This window comes from Marinitenerispora sediminis (assembly GCF_003336425.1).
In the GTDB taxonomy this organism is placed as follows: Bacteria; Actinomycetota; Actinomycetes; order Streptosporangiales; family Streptosporangiaceae; genus Marinitenerispora; species Marinitenerispora sediminis.
Genome location: NZ_QEIO01000148.1, coordinates 1 through 13,031, shown reverse-complemented (window position 1 = coordinate 13,031; position 13,031 = coordinate 1). Strand labels below are relative to the sequence as shown.

At 72.9% G+C, this 13,031-nt stretch carries 14 protein-coding genes; 8 read left to right on the top strand and 6 right to left on the bottom strand.

Going from position 1 to position 13,031, the window contains the following annotated elements:
• Positions 1–518 precede the first annotated feature (518 nt).
• The 4 genes from DEF28_RS27680 (at position 519) to DEF28_RS22155 (ending at position 4,419) form a co-directional block, all read left to right on the top strand.
• On the top strand, positions 519–1,148 hold the full coding sequence (locus tag DEF28_RS27680; protein ID WP_158562898.1) for a copper resistance CopC family protein: 630 nt from the start codon (positions 519–521) through the stop codon (positions 1,146–1,148).
• 74 nt (positions 1,149–1,222) lie between these two features.
• Complete coding sequence (locus DEF28_RS22165; protein WP_114400706.1) at positions 1,223–1,774, top strand: copper chaperone PCu(A)C; 552 nt, start codon at positions 1,223–1,225, stop codon at positions 1,772–1,774.
• Complete coding sequence (locus DEF28_RS22160; RefSeq protein ID WP_114400707.1) at positions 1,774–3,027, top strand: Dyp-type peroxidase; 1,254 nt, start codon at positions 1,774–1,776, stop codon at positions 3,025–3,027. Before DEF28_RS22165 ends, DEF28_RS22160 begins: the two co-directional genes overlap by 1 nt.
• A gap of 306 nt (positions 3,028–3,333) precedes the next feature.
• Positions 3,334–4,419 carry a ferric reductase-like transmembrane domain-containing protein gene (locus DEF28_RS22155; RefSeq protein ID WP_114400708.1) on the top strand — a complete coding sequence of 362 codons (1,086 nt, stop codon included), beginning with the start codon at positions 3,334–3,336 and terminating at the stop codon, positions 4,417–4,419.
• A gap of 138 nt (positions 4,420–4,557) precedes the next feature.
• Here the strand turns inward: DEF28_RS22155 and DEF28_RS22150 are convergent, their stop codons facing one another.
• Positions 4,558–5,601 (bottom strand): NAD(P)-dependent alcohol dehydrogenase, encoded by a 1,044-nt coding sequence (locus DEF28_RS22150; RefSeq protein WP_114400353.1) that lies wholly within the window; start codon positions 5,599–5,601, stop codon positions 4,558–4,560.
• 677 nt (positions 5,602–6,278) lie between these two features.
• Here DEF28_RS22150 and DEF28_RS22145 point away from each other — a divergent pair.
• On the top strand, positions 6,279–7,178 hold the full coding sequence (locus DEF28_RS22145) for an alpha/beta fold hydrolase (protein ID WP_199493456.1): 900 nt from the start codon (positions 6,279–6,281) through the stop codon (positions 7,176–7,178).
• Positions 7,179–7,390: 212 nt separating this feature from the next.
• Here DEF28_RS22145 and DEF28_RS22140 read toward each other — a convergent pair whose 3' ends face one another.
• The 4 genes from DEF28_RS22140 to DEF28_RS22125 form a co-directional block, all read right to left on the bottom strand.
• Positions 7,391–7,996, bottom strand: a complete 606-nt coding sequence (locus tag DEF28_RS22140) for a TetR/AcrR family transcriptional regulator (protein ID WP_114400354.1) — start codon at positions 7,994–7,996, stop codon at positions 7,391–7,393.
• Positions 7,997–7,998: 2 nt separating this feature from the next.
• Complete coding sequence (locus DEF28_RS22135) at positions 7,999–9,672, bottom strand: ABC-F family ATP-binding cassette domain-containing protein (RefSeq protein ID WP_114400348.1); 1,674 nt, start codon at positions 9,670–9,672, stop codon at positions 7,999–8,001.
• Between the two features lie 365 nt (positions 9,673–10,037).
• Positions 10,038–10,670, bottom strand: a complete 633-nt coding sequence (locus tag DEF28_RS22130; protein ID WP_114400349.1) for a GyrI-like domain-containing protein — start codon at positions 10,668–10,670, stop codon at positions 10,038–10,040.
• Complete coding sequence (locus tag DEF28_RS22125) at positions 10,654–11,193, bottom strand: PadR family transcriptional regulator (protein ID WP_199493454.1); 540 nt, start codon at positions 11,191–11,193, stop codon at positions 10,654–10,656. Before DEF28_RS22125 ends, DEF28_RS22130 begins: the two co-directional genes overlap by 17 nt.
• Before the next feature lie 176 nt (positions 11,194–11,369).
• Between DEF28_RS22125 and DEF28_RS22120 the strand changes: the two genes are divergently transcribed.
• Complete coding sequence (locus DEF28_RS22120; RefSeq protein WP_114400351.1) at positions 11,370–11,663, top strand: ArsR/SmtB family transcription factor; 294 nt, start codon at positions 11,370–11,372, stop codon at positions 11,661–11,663.
• Positions 11,660–12,046, top strand: a complete 387-nt coding sequence (locus DEF28_RS22115; protein WP_114400352.1) for a VOC family protein — start codon at positions 11,660–11,662, stop codon at positions 12,044–12,046. The genes DEF28_RS22120 and DEF28_RS22115 overlap by 4 nt, the downstream gene beginning before the upstream one ends.
• Before the next feature lie 51 nt (positions 12,047–12,097).
• Here DEF28_RS22115 and DEF28_RS28865 read toward each other — a convergent pair whose 3' ends face one another.
• Positions 12,098–12,385 carry a TetR-like C-terminal domain-containing protein gene (locus DEF28_RS28865; RefSeq protein ID WP_258862330.1) on the bottom strand — a complete coding sequence of 96 codons (288 nt, stop codon included), beginning with the start codon at positions 12,383–12,385 and terminating at the stop codon, positions 12,098–12,100.
• 5 nt (positions 12,386–12,390) lie between these two features.
• On the opposite strand from DEF28_RS28865, the gene DEF28_RS28560 reads away from it, so the two are divergent.
• Positions 12,391–12,708, top strand: a complete 318-nt coding sequence (locus DEF28_RS28560) for a hypothetical protein (protein ID WP_147280248.1) — start codon at positions 12,391–12,393, stop codon at positions 12,706–12,708.
• The last annotated feature ends 323 nt before the right edge of the window (positions 12,709–13,031 follow it).

Below are 13,031 nucleotides of genomic sequence, written 5' to 3'. Positions count from 1 at the left end.
GCCCGGCACGGCGGGAACCCGAGGAACCGGCCGCGTCCGCCCCCGGTCATTCGCCGCCGGCGCGCCCGCCCGGGCGCTGTCGGTGCGGGAGGGCGAGGCCGTGCGGGCCAGGGCGCGGCGGACCTGCTGCGGGGCTCCTCGCCAGCATGTGCCTCGACACCCTCCTCCTGCTGGTGGCCAGCCCGCCCTTCGCGCCCCCGGGGCCCGCCTGCCGCGGCTGCCCCGCCGGCACCTCTACGCCGGCTCATGGTCTTCGCCGCGGTCGGGGGCTACTCAACCAAGGGCGCGGTCCTGGACGTCGTCCTGCTGTACGCGGCCGGGACGCCGCACGGCCCGGGCCGCCCCGGCGGCATCCGCACCGGGCGACATGCGATGTGTCGTGGATCACCCGAGGATTCGCGGCGCTGCCGGGAACTCCGCCGGCCCCGCCGCCGACTGCTCATGCGTGGTGGTCGGGCCAGACCCCGGGGTCCGGACCCGGGAGCCCGGCCGGCAGTCGAGACGAGGGGCGGGGAGCGGTGCTGGAACGCGGATCGGTCGGCCGTCGGCCGCGGTGGCGTCACGCCCTGCCCGGGCTGCTGGCGGCGGTGCTGGTGGCCGCCGGGATGCTCGCCACGGCGCCCCCGGCGCACGCGCACGACCGCCTGCTGTCCTCGACCCCCGAGGACGGCGCCCACCTCGACACCGCGCCCGCCGCGATCGCGCTCACGTTCAGCGCCGAGGTCATGGAGATCGGGGCCGCGGTCGCGGTCCTCGACAGCAGCTCCCAGCCGGTCGCCGAGGGAGACGCCGTCATCGACGGAGCCGACGTGACCCAGCCGCTCGCGGCCGACCTCCCCGACGGCGGTTACGCGGTGCGCTGGCGCGTCGTCTCCAGTGACGGGCACCCCATCAGCGGAAGTTTCACCTTCACCGTGGGCGACCCGTCGGCGACGCCGCCACCGCTCGCCGCGCCGCCGCAGGACGGCGCCGCCGACGACGCGGCGGGCCTGGCGGCGGAGACCGGCTCCGAGGCCCCGGACGGCTGGTGGCCCAGCCCCCGGGTGCTGCTGCTCGCCGCGCTGGGGGCGGGCGCGGGAGTCGCCGTCTACCTGGTCGCCAGCACTCTCGCCGCCCGCCGGTCCCGCGCCCGGCCGCCGACTCCGTGAACCCCGCCTGGTCCGCTCCCGCGCGGAGGGGCCGCCTCCGTCCACGTCCCAGCCAGAAAGCCGAGAGACCACCCATGCGCAGTCCGCTCACCGTCAACGCGCTGGCCGCCGCCACCGCCGCCGCCCTCCTGGCCGCCACGGGCTGCTCCGGAGGGGAGGCCGCCCCGCAGGACACCCCCGCCGCGGCCGAGTCCGGAGCGGCACAGGCCGAGACCGTCACCGTCGAGGACGCCTGGATCAAGGCCGCCACACAGGAGGAGGGGATGACCGGGGTCTTCGGCACCATCGGCAACCCCGGGGGAGAGGACGCCGCCGTCGTCGCCGCGACCTCGCCGTCGGCCGGGACGGTGGAACTGCACGAGGTCGTCACGGGAGACGACGGAAACCCCGTCATGCGGGAGAAGGACGGCGGCTTCGCGGTGCCGGCCGAGGGCGAGCACGTCCTGGAGCCCGGGGCGGACCACATCATGCTGATGGAGCTCACCGAGGATCTGGAGCCCGGTGACGAGATCGCCATCCAGCTGGAGTTCGCCGACGGGTCCAGCACCGAGGTCACCGTCCCGGTCAAGGACTACGAAGGCGCCAACGAGAGCTACGAGGGCTCCGGCCACGACGCGGAGCACTGATGGAACCCGACCACGGCACCCGGCCCCGGCCGCCGCGCCGGGGCGCCCTGACCCGGCGGCTGCTCCTCGGCGGAGCCGCCGCCGGAGCCGGCGCGGCCACCCTCGTCGGAGCCGACGCCCTGCTGCGGTCTTCGCGTCCGGACGCCCCGGCTCCCGCGGACGATCCCGGACTCAACGGCGAGCGGACCGTGGCCTTCCACGGTCCGCGCCAGGCCGGCATCGAGACACCGCCGCAGGCCCACGCGAAGTTCCTCGCCGTCGACCTGGCCGACGACACCGGCGCCGAGAAGGTCCGGCGGCTGCTCCGGCTGCTCACCGACGACGCCGCGAAGCTCACCCAGGGCCAGGCAGCCCTGGCCGATTCCGAACCGGAGCTCGCCTTCGTCCCCGCGCGGCTCACGGTCACCTTCGGGTTCGGCCCCGGGCTGGTCGAGCGCGTCGCGCCCGACGCGGTGCCCTCCTGGCTGCGGCCGCTGCCCGAGTTCGCGACCGACCGCCTGCGCGAGGAATGGAGCGGCGGCGATCTGCTGCTCCAGATCTGCTCGGACGACCCGCTCACCGTCTCCCACGCCGCGCGGATGCTCAGCAAGGACGTTCGCGCCTTCGGCGGCCTCCGCTGGGCGCAGGACGGCTTCCGGCGGGCGCACGGCTCCGAGGCTCCGGGGACGACCATGCGCAACCTCATGGGCCAGGTCGACGGGACCGTCAACCTCGAACCCGGCAGCGCCGACTTCGAGGAGCTCGTCTGGGGCCGGCGGGACAACCCCGCCTGGCTGCGGGACGGAACGGGCATGGTGGTCCGCCGGATCGCCATGGACCTGGACACCTGGGACCGGCTGGACCGGCCGGGGCGCGAGGAAGCGGTGGGCCGGCGGCTGGCCGACGGCGCGCCGCTGACCGGGGAGCACGAGCACGACGAACCGGACTTCGAGGCGCTCACTCCGCTGGGCTTCCCCAGGATCGCCGAGTACGCGCACATCCGCCGGGCCCGCTCCGACGACCCGGCGGAGCGGGTCTTCCGCCGGGGCTACAACTACGACGTCCCCGTGGCGGGGGACGCCGGGCAGGACGCGGGGCTGCTCTTCGTGTCCTACCAGGCTGACGTCGAGCGCCAGTTCGTCCCCATCCAGCGGCGCCTCGACGAGCTGGACCTGCTGAACGAGTGGATCAGCCCCATCGGATCGGCGGTCTTCGCGGTCCCGCCCGGCTGCGCGGAGGGCGGCTTCGTCGGTGAGACGCTGTTCGAGCGCTGAGCCGGCTCGCGGGCGGCGGCCCCGTCCGGCGCCACCCGGGCCGCCCCGCCCGACGCCGTCCCGGGAGGCGGGGCGGGGCGGACGCTCGGCCCGGCCCGGCCGCGGAGGCCCCCGCGCGCGAATCCGCCCGTGCTCGGGAGCCTTCCGGCGGTTCGGGGCGCATGCCGGGGGAGAGGACCGCCGGATCGTCCTTTCTCGCCCGAACAGCGGGGGCGGCCGATTGGCCGCCGACCGCGCGCGGGTATTCAGCAATCGCCAGATTTCGGTCCATTCACCGACGAATGCTCGGGAAGCGGGAACCCTGTGATGGCTGCATCCCCCGACTCCGGATCCCCCTCCACCCCCCGGCCCGCGGCGCGGCCGCGAACCGGCTGGGCCGGTTTCCGGGCCGACCTGCGGGCCGCGCTACCCGACGCGAGCGCGGCACTGGTCGTCACCGCCGTGATCTACGTGGTGCTGTACGCCCGCATCGAGTCGGGGAGCTCGCAGACCCTCCAGGTGATGCCGTTCCTCGCCGACGCGGACGAGTACCGGCTGTACTGGCTGTGCCAGGCGTTCGGCTGGTCGGCGCTCCTCTGGGCGTGGCTGACCCTCGCCCTCGGCCTCCTCCGCTCCAGCGTCCAGCCGCGGTGGATGCCGGTGGGCCCCGCCCGAGTCGAGCGGTGGCACCGGACGACCAGCCTCACCACGATCGGGCTGATGTTCGCCCACGCGTTCATGTTCTTCGCCGAACTCGTCCGGGAGAACGAGGACGGACTCGGGTGGGCGGCCCTCCTGCTCTCCGCGTTCGTCGACGTCTTCGTCCCCGGCGGCTACTCCACCGGGACCGGCCGGGTGGCGATCCTGCTCGGACTGGTCGCCTTCTACCTGTCCATCCCGCTCGGACTCGCCTACTACTTCCGGTTCCGGACCGGATCCCGCCTGTGGCGGGCGCTGCACCGGTTCATCGTGGTGGCCTACGTGCTCAGCGTGTGGCACACGCTCCTCTACGGCACCAACGTCTGGTTCGACGGATGGTTCCGCACCGCCGTGTGGGCGCTCCAGGTGCCCCTCGCGGTGCTGTTCCTCGTCCGCCTGCTGGCCCCGGCGCGGCCGAGCGAACGCCTGCGGCTGCGGGACCCCGCCACCCGGCCGCGGCCGCTGCCCGCCGCCGCCCGGCTGGGCGGCAGACTCCTCGTGGCGGCCGGTGCCGTGGCCCTCCTGGCCGTCACGGCCAGCGGCCGCGACGGCGGCCGGACACCGGGAGCCGAGACCGGCGAGCGGCTGGTGACCGCCGGCATGGTGTGGGCGGGGCTGGCGGTGCTGCTCCTCGTCATCGCGGTGACCGTGCTCGCGGTCCGCCGTGCGGAACGTGCCGCGCCGGGGCGCTCCGGGGCGCGCCCCCGCCCGTGACCGCGCCGAGACCGCGGGCGCGCACGGGGCGTCCCGACCGGCCGCGTCCCGGAGCCGGACGCGGCTCCGCCCCGTACGCGGCGGGGCCGAGGCCGTCGTACGGGGCGGGGGCGGGTCGGCGCCGGCCGGCGCCGCGGGTCAGGCCAGGGTCGAGATGTCGATGACGAACCGGTACCGCACGTCGGAGGCGAGCACCCGCTCGTAGGCCTCGTTGACCTGGTCGGCCGAGATGACCTCGATCTCGGGGCCGATGCCGTGCTCGCCGCAGAAGTCCAGCATCTCCTGGGTCTCGGCGATACCACCGATCGCGGAGCCGGCGAAGGTGCGGCGGGCCAGGATCAGCGAGAACGCGTTGACCGACAGCGGCTCCGGCGGGGCGCCGACGTTGACCAGCGCGCCGTCCACCGACAGCAGGCCGAGGTAGGCGTTGAGGTCGATACCGGCGCTGACCGTGTTGATGATGAGGTCGAACGTGCCGGCGAGCTTCTCGAAGGTCTCCGGATCGGCGGTGGCGTGGTAGTGGTCCGCGCCCAGCCGCAGTCCGTCCTCGCGCTTCTTCAGCGACTGGGAGAGCACGGTGACCTCGGCCCCCATCGCGTGCGCGAACTTGACGGCCATGTGGCCGAGCCCGCCGAGGCCGACGACCGCGACCTTCCGGCCGGTGCCGGCGTTCCAGTGCCGGAGCGGCGAGTACGTCGTGATCCCGGCGCACAGCAGCGGCGCCGCGACGTCGAGGGAGAGCCCGTCGGGGATCCGCACGACGAAGTCCTCGGCCACCACGACGTGGGTGGTGTAGCCGCCCTGGGTGATGGTGCCGTCGCGGTCGACGGCGCCATAGGTGCCGATGTTGCCCTCTCGGCAGTACTGCTCCTCGCCCCTGCGGCAGCTGTCGCACTCGCGGCAGGAGCCGACCATGCAGCCGACACCGACACGGTCGCCGACCTTGTGCCGGGTGACCTCGGAGCCGACCTCGGTGACGACACCCGCGATCTCGTGTCCGGGCGCTAGCGGGTAGTGCTGCGGCCCCCAGTCGCCGCGGACGGTGTGGATGTCGGAGTGGCAGATGCCGGCGTAGTGGATCTCGATGAGGACGTCGTTGGGGCCGACGTCCCGGCGCTCGATGGTGGTCCGGATGAGCGGTTCGGTCGCGGACGGTGCCGCGACGGCGTTCACGGTAAGCACGTTCCTCCGAATGGTGGGAATGTCGGTGGTTTCCGCGGCGACCGCGTGGTCGCCGCTGCCGGACGACGAGTCCGCGGCATCGGCCACGAACCGGATGGCCGTGGTTCTCGCTCTGGACCCGTGCCCCTGTGATGACGTGGGTGGCGAAGCGGCCGACCTGCCGCGGTGGGCGGTGCCCACCCGGCTGCCGGGGCCGGGACCGGCGTCCGCGAACGCGGCGCCCCGCCGACGGCGCGGAACGGCGTCCGAAAACGGCCGCGACCAGCAGGCCGCGTCGGCCGGGCCGGACGCCCGGCTCCTGCCACCGGAACCAGTCTCGCCGCTGAATCCAGTCCGCGGCAGGTTGTATTGGTCGGGGGGCTTGCTGTTCGGGGGCCTGCCAGAACCCCCCGCGGGCCACCCCGCCGGCCCCGCGCCGATCGGCCCGCGAGTCGCCCCGACCCGGCTGGCGCGCCGCGGGGTCCCAGCCCGACCGGCCCTGGCCCGTCCGGCCCGCCCTGGCATCCACACGCGTCGCGGGGAGAAGGCTCCGGCGGAAGGTACTGAAGAAAAGGTAAGTACCCCACCAAATAGTCGGTACTTGTGAGAACTCCGGTAAGCAACCAGGATCGGAGACGCTTCGGATGGGCCCATCCCGCGGCAGCACTCACTTCACCGCTACGAGCACGGAGCTCACCTTGAACTACGGGCGTGTCACCGCCAACGGCATCGACTTCTCCTACGCCGAGGAGGGGACGGGGCCCCTGGCCCTGCTGCTGCACGGCTTCCCGGAATCCGGAGACGTCACCTACCGGCACCTCATCCCCGCGCTCGCCGCGGCGGGCTACCGGGCCGTCGCCCCCAACATGCGGGGGTTCGCCCCCTCCTCGCTGCCGGCCGACGGCAGCATGCTCCTCAGCGACCTCGTCGACGACGTCAACGCCCTGCACCAGGAACTGGGCGGTGGCGCCGACGCGGTCCTCGTGGGCCACGACTGGGGTGCGGGCATGGCCTGGGCCGCCGCCGCCACGACCCCCGAGCGGTGGTCGCGGCTCGTGGTCAGCGACGTCCCGCCGCTGCGGTTCTTCGCCGCCTACTCCAGCACGTTCGAGGGCATCGAGAACCTGAACCACTTCTGGTTCTTCCAGATGGACATGGCCACCGAGACCGTGGCGGCCGACGACATGGCATGGCTGCGGCGGGGACTGCAGGAGAAGTGGACCGCGCCCGGCTTCGACGCCGGCGAGGAGATCGACGGGATGCGCAAGGCGCTGGGCGAACCCGCCCGGCTCCGGGCCGCCCTCGACCTCTACCGGACCAACTTCGGCCCCAGGCAGATGGGCACGCCGGAGTGGGCGGCCGAGCACGGCCGCCTGTGGGGCAGCCTGCCGACCCAGCCGACCCTGTACCTGCACGGCACCGAGGACAGGAGCGTCGTGATGGACCAGCAGACCCTCGACGCCATCGGCGCGGCTCTCTCCGAGAGCAACAGCGCCTCCGAGGCCGCCTTCGTCGAAGGAGCCGGGCACATCGTTCCGGCGGAGCGGCCGGACCGCTACAACGAGCTCGTCCTCCGCTTCCTCACGAAGGAGGTCTGACCGGTCGGACGGCGGCGGGCACTCCCGTACGGGCACCGCGCCGGCGCGTGCGGCCGCCGTCACCTCCCGCGGCGGCCGCGGACTCCCCAGCGGAGCGCGGCGGCCTGTCAGCCACCCCCCCGTCGGCGGGTGCCGGGCCGAGCCCGGAGACGCTGTCCAGGCAGCCGGGGGCAGCCGTGGGCAGCCGGGGCAGCCGCGGGTCGGCCCGCGCTTCACTCCTCCCTGTCGCGGCTCAGCAGCGTCCCCAGGTGCGCGCGCAGGGTGGCTCGGAGCTGCTCGACGCTGAGGGAGCCATGCGGGGTGACGGTGTCGAGCGTCAGGCCGCCGATGAGCGCGGTGATCTGGGCCGCCCCGGCCTCGGGGTCGCGGACGCCGAGCGCGGCGAGGGCGTCGAGGACGACCTGGCCCAGGTCCGCGGCCATGCGCTCGGAGATCGGTCTGAAGACCGGCCGGGTGCGTGCGGCCAGAATGAGCTCCAGGACGACGATCGACTCGGCACGTCGCTCGTCATCGACCGGCAGCACCTCCTCGACCAGCGCCTGGAGCGCGTCCAGGGCGGCCGCACCGGTCAGGCCGCGCAGGCCCTCCACCGGGCGGCGGGCGAGCCGCCTGCCCATGCGGTCGCCGGCCTCCTCCGCGGCGGCGGCGAGGAGGTCCTCGTGTCCGTCGAAGTAGTGCCGGACCGAGCCGATGTTCAGACCGGACTCGGCGGCGACCTTGCGCAGCGACAGGCCGTCGATGCCCTCGGCCACGACGAGGCGGAACGCCGCCTCCACGACGTGTCCGCGGCGCTGCTCCGGGTCGATGCGCGCGGGCACCGTCAGCTCCTCCCTCGCGCCGCGGGGGCCGTGTCCCACACCGGCAGGTCGGATTCGTGGATGCCGCCCTCGGCACCGAAGACCAGAAACCGGTCGAAGGCGCGGGCGAACCACCGGTCGTGCGTGACGGCGAGGACTGTCCCCTCGAACGCGCCCAGCGCCTGTTGCAGTGCCTCCGCGGACGCGAGGTCGAGGTTGTCCGTGGGTTCGTCGAGCAGCAGCAGGGTCGCGCCGCCCAGTTCGAGCAGCAGGATCTGGAAGCGTGCCTGCTGGCCGCCGGAGAGCGAGTCGAAGGTCTGCTCGGCGGCGCGGGCGAGCTCGTAGCGGGCGAGCGCGCGGGAGGCCTCCTCGCGCGGCATCCCGGAGCGGTGCTCGTCGCCGTGGTGCAGGGTCGACAGCAGGGTGCGCCCGGCCAGGTCCGGGCGGGCGTGGGTCTGGGCGAACCAGCCCGGCCGTACCCGCGCGCCCAGCCGGGCCGTCCCGGTGTGCGCGACCGGTTCGATCGTCATGTCCGCCACGGGCTCGTGCTCCGGGTGGGGATCAGTGCCTCCCGCGGCGAGGAGGCGGAGGAAGTGGGACTTGCCCGAGCCGTTCGCCCCGAGCACCGCGATCCGGTCGCCGTACCAGGCCTCGAAGTCGAACGGACGCGTGAGCCCGGTCAGCTCCAGCTCCTCGCAGACGAGCACCCGCTTTCCGGTGCGGCCGCCGCGCAGCCGCATCGCGACGTGCTGCTCGCGCGGCTGCTCCTCCGGCGGCCCCGCCTCCTCGAACCGCGCGAGCCGGGTCTGCGCGGCCCGGTACCGCGAGGTCATGTCGGAGTTGTAGGCGGCCTTCCGCTTGTACAACTGGACGAGGGCGCGCAGTTTGGCCCGTTGCTCGTCCCAGCGGCGGCGCAGCTCGTCGAGCCGTTCGAACCGCTGCGCACGTGCCTGGTGGTAGGTGGCGAACCCGCCCGCATGCACCCACGCGGTGTTGCCCGCCGCTCCCAGTTCGAGGGTGACGATGCCGCTGGCGGTCCGAGCCAGCAGCTCGCGGTCGTGGCTGACGTAGAGGACGCTCTTGGCGGTGTCGAGCAGCCGGTCTTCGAGCCAGCGCTTACCCGGCACGTCCAGGTAGTTGTCGGGCTCGTCGAGCAGCAGCACGTCGTCCGGTCCGCGCAGGAGCGCCTCCAGCGCCAGCCGCTTCTGCTCGCCGCCGGACAGCGTGGACACCGGGCGGTCCCGGCACCGCTCGAACGGCATGCCGAGCGCGGTGGTCGTGCACACGTCCCACAGCACCTCCGCGTCGTAGCCGCCGGCGTCTCCCCACGCGGCGAGCGCGGACGCGAAGGCGAGTTGCGACTCCGTCGTGCCGCGCGCCTTCATCGCCGGCTCGGCCCGGTCGAGCTCGGCGGCGGCCCCTCGGAACGCGGGCGGCGCGACCGACAGCAGCAGGTCGCGGACCGTGCCGCCGGTGACGAACTGGCGCATGATCCCGAGGCTCCCGCTGAGCGCGACCCCACCTGAGTCCGGTGCCAGTTCACCCGTGATGATCCGGAGCAGCGTGCTCTTGCCCGCGCCGTTCGCTCCGATCAGCGCGACGCGGTCCCGCTCGCCGACGCGGAACGACACCTCGTCCAGCAGCGGGCGACCGTCAGAGAGCGAATAGCTCACGGAGGCGACGTCGAGGTGTGGCATGCCGACAATTTATCACGCCTGTGATAAATAGCCGACCGCCGCGCGTCCGCCGGCACGGAGCACTGCATCTCGGGTGGTGGACGGACCGAGGGACCGTCCCGCCGCGCCCACCGGGGGCTCGGACGTGCCGGTGCGGGATTCGGTGGTCGGGCTCCATGCGCGATCGGGTGGGACGAGCCGGCACGCAGACCGGCACCGGCCGTCCCGGGGCCGCCCCGGGAGCAGTGCCCTCCCGGAGCGGCGCCGGGGAGTGCGGCAGCAGGACACCATGCGGCGGGCCCCGCACGACGGGCCGGACTATCGGCCCGTCCGGATCGGCCCTGTACCGCCGCCCGGGCCGCGGTACAGGGCCGGGCCGGACGGGGTTACGCGTCCGAGGCGGCGGTGCCGACCGGCTGTCTGAGGATGGTGCGCAGCTTCTCCGGTGCGGCCTTGCGGAAGTCGCTGAGGTAGATCTCGTGGTGCTGGCCGACCAGGCGCAGCCCGTTGTCCGGGATGAACTCGTGATGCATCCGAGCGAGCACGTCCGCCTCGTCGTCGAAGGAGCCGACGTGCAGCGTCTGCACGCACCGGCCCTCGGACAGCGTCTCCAGGCGGACGCCGTCCAGGCGCGCCGGCCGGTTCTTCGCTCCGGCCTGCGCGACGGCGGCCGTGAACATGTCCTGGTCGATCCAGTCCGGGACCATGATCATCAATGTCCAGTCCCACCGGGACTTGTCGCGCGCTGCCGTGAAGGCATCCATGTCCTCGGCCCACCACAGGCCCTCCAGGGGCATGACGACGTAGTCGCGGCCGAGGTCGCGCTTGCTGGCGAACTTCAGCTTGTAGGCCACCGGGTAGAGCGCTTCGACCGCTTCGGTGAAGGCCGGAGAGGTGTTGGGGTCGCCGTGGCCGTCGACCATGAGGTACCGCAGATCAGGAACCTGCACTATCTGGAACCTGTCCCGTTTCGCCTGGTAGGCGTCGAGGGTTCGCTTGAAGTCAGTCTTGTTCGTCATCGGGCACCTGGACTCGGGCGGCGAGCCATGACCTTTCTGCCTGCAGGAGGTTCAGTGAGTACGAGAACACCTCGCGCGCCGGCAGCGCGAGGGGGGCTTGCGCCTGCTGGACTCCCTGGATCGCGGCGATACGCTCCTCCACCTGCGCGAGCCGGGTGCGCAGCGCGTGCGCGTACTCCTCCTCGGAGAGCAGCGGCAGATTGGCGAGGCCGACCAGCAGCGGTTGGGGGGCCGGGCGCAGGTCCCGGACGAGGGCGAGCGCGCCGCGTCCGGCGGCCTCCCGCCCGGCGGGGGTGGCGTGGAAGACCCGGCGGGACTTCGCCGCGACGGGCGCCTCGGGAACGTGGACGAGGCCCCGTGCTTCCAGCTTGGTGAGCAGGTAGTAGATCGACGAGAAGGCGATATCCGTCCACTGGCGGATGCCGCGTTGCTCGATGACCTGTTCCAGGTCGTAGCCGTGCTGGGGCTGTTCGACGATCAGGCCCAGCACGGTGAGTTCGGCAGGTGTCAGCTCCACAGCCATACTCTAGTACTAGAATACTGCTGCGGAGCCCGCACGGGGCGAGTCCCGGTATCGGTGTCCGGCCCGGTGGTCCGGAGCCGCGGCGGCGCGGGCGCATGGCTGGGCCGAGTGGCTGCGCCCTCGGGGCAAGCGCACCCCGCTTGTTAGGCAAGTGGTCACTTGCATATGGTGGGGCCGTGGTGGATGATGTATTCAAGGCACTGGCCGACCCCACGCGCCGGCGCATCCTCGATGAGCTGGCGGAACGGGACGGCCAGTCCCTGTTCGAGATCTGCGCGCGGCTGGCGACCAGGCACGGTCTCGGGCTGTCCCGCCAGGCGATCAGCCAGCACCTCGCCGTGCTGGAGGCCGCGGGCCTGGTCCAGACGCGACGCCAGGGCCGTTACAAGTTCCACGACCTGAACACCGAACCGCTTGAGCGCGTCATGACCCGATGGCTCAGGCCCGATGCGCCGGAGGGCACCTCATGAGGATCCACCTGTCCAGCGTCTTCGTCGACGACCAGGACAAGGCTCTGCGCTTCTACACCGACGTCCTCGGCTTCGTGAAGAAGGCCGAGGTCCCGCTCGGCGAGTACCGGTGGCTGACCGTGGTCTCGCCGGAGGACCCCGGCGGCACCCAGTTGCTGCTGGAGCCCGACAGCCACCCCGCGGTGCGGCCGTACAAGGCGGCGCTGGCCGCGGACGGCATTCCGGCCGCCTCCTTCGCCGTGGACGACGTGCGCGCCGAGTTCGACCGGATGCGCGGGCTCGGGGTGCACTTCACCCAGGAGCCGCTGGAGACCGGGCCGGTCGTCACCGCGGTGCTGGACGACACCTGCGGCAACCTGATCCAGATCGCCCAGCACACGTAGCCCCGCGCGCCAGCGCCGCGTTCCCCAGCGGGCCTACCGGGCCGGCGGTCGCTACTGGGATTCGATCCCCATGCCGCGCACCAGTTCCCGCATCAGCAGTTCGAACATGGGCTCCTGGTCGGAGACGAGCGGGGCGAAGTGCGCGAAGACCTCCATCGCGACCTGGCCGTAGACCGAGCGCCAGCAACTCAGCATCACGACCATCGCGCCAGGGGGAGTTCCACGCCGGTGTCCTTCCGGTACGCCACTATTGCCCGGCCTCACCGGGCAGCCGCCGCGCTGCGCGGCCGCGGGCGGCCGGATGCGGAACCGGAATTGGTGCTTCTCCCGGTATTCCATTCGGGGTGGAATTCGATAAGCTGCCGCAAATCGAAGTCACGAGGAGTTCGATGGCGACCTGCAACGCTTGCAAGAAGCCGCTGTCAAGTCGTGAGTCTGGAGAGCTGTGCGGTCTTTGCATGGCGAAGATGGTCAACTACATGAACGGTGACTACGGTGTTCATGACGATCCCGCCGTGAAACATCTCCAGAGAAGCGTATCCGGGTCGCGCTCGCCGAAATCCTCCCCGCAGGGCGGGTGCTCCCTTGTCATACTCGCCGTCACGGTCCTTTCCGCCGTCCTCACGGCCGCGGGGAGCGGTATAGCGAACGTCATTGTCTGAGCCGCTTCGATATCCGCGCGGCGATCCGGGAGACGGTGACGTTTCGCGCCGGCTGTGAGGCGTGGCCAGGCCGCAGGTGGCACGGCATTCTCCCCGGGGAAGCAGCCGGGCGAAGAAAGGACGCCGTGCTGCCGGCGGGGCGCACCACCCCGCTGACCCGGGCCGGGGTCTCGGGGCGGGCACCCGCGGTGCGTGGTCGTCAAGGCTGCTTTCTGGGATTATCGGGGCCCTCCCCCTACGTGGAAGTGGTGCCATGGCCGACCCTCTGCGCGACGGTGACCCTGCCCGTATCGGTCCGTATGAGCTGCACGCGCGGCTGGGGG

Excerpts from the sequence above, each read along its gene's own strand:
- DEF28_RS22165 (WP_114400706.1), top strand. The coding sequence starts at position 1,223 with ATGCGCAGTCCGCTCACCGTCAACGCGCTGGCCGCCGCCACCGCCGCC.
- DEF28_RS22160 (WP_114400707.1), top strand. The coding sequence starts at position 1,774 with ATGGAACCCGACCACGGCACCCGGCCCCGGCCGCCGCGCCGGGGCGCC.
- DEF28_RS28865 (WP_258862330.1), bottom strand. The coding sequence starts at position 12,385 with ATGGAATACCGGGAGAAGCACCAATTCCGGTTCCGCATCCGGCCGCCC.
- DEF28_RS22155 (WP_114400708.1), top strand. The coding sequence starts at position 3,334 with ATGGCTGCATCCCCCGACTCCGGATCCCCCTCCACCCCCCGGCCCGCG.
- DEF28_RS22130 (WP_114400349.1), bottom strand. The coding sequence starts at position 10,670 with ATGACGAACAAGACTGACTTCAAGCGAACCCTCGACGCCTACCAGGCG.
- DEF28_RS22115 (WP_114400352.1), top strand. The coding sequence starts at position 11,660 with ATGAGGATCCACCTGTCCAGCGTCTTCGTCGACGACCAGGACAAGGCT.
- DEF28_RS22135 (WP_114400348.1), bottom strand. The coding sequence starts at position 9,672 with ATGCCACACCTCGACGTCGCCTCCGTGAGCTATTCGCTCTCTGACGGT.
- DEF28_RS22125 (WP_199493454.1), bottom strand. The coding sequence starts at position 11,193 with ATGGCTGTGGAGCTGACACCTGCCGAACTCACCGTGCTGGGCCTGATC.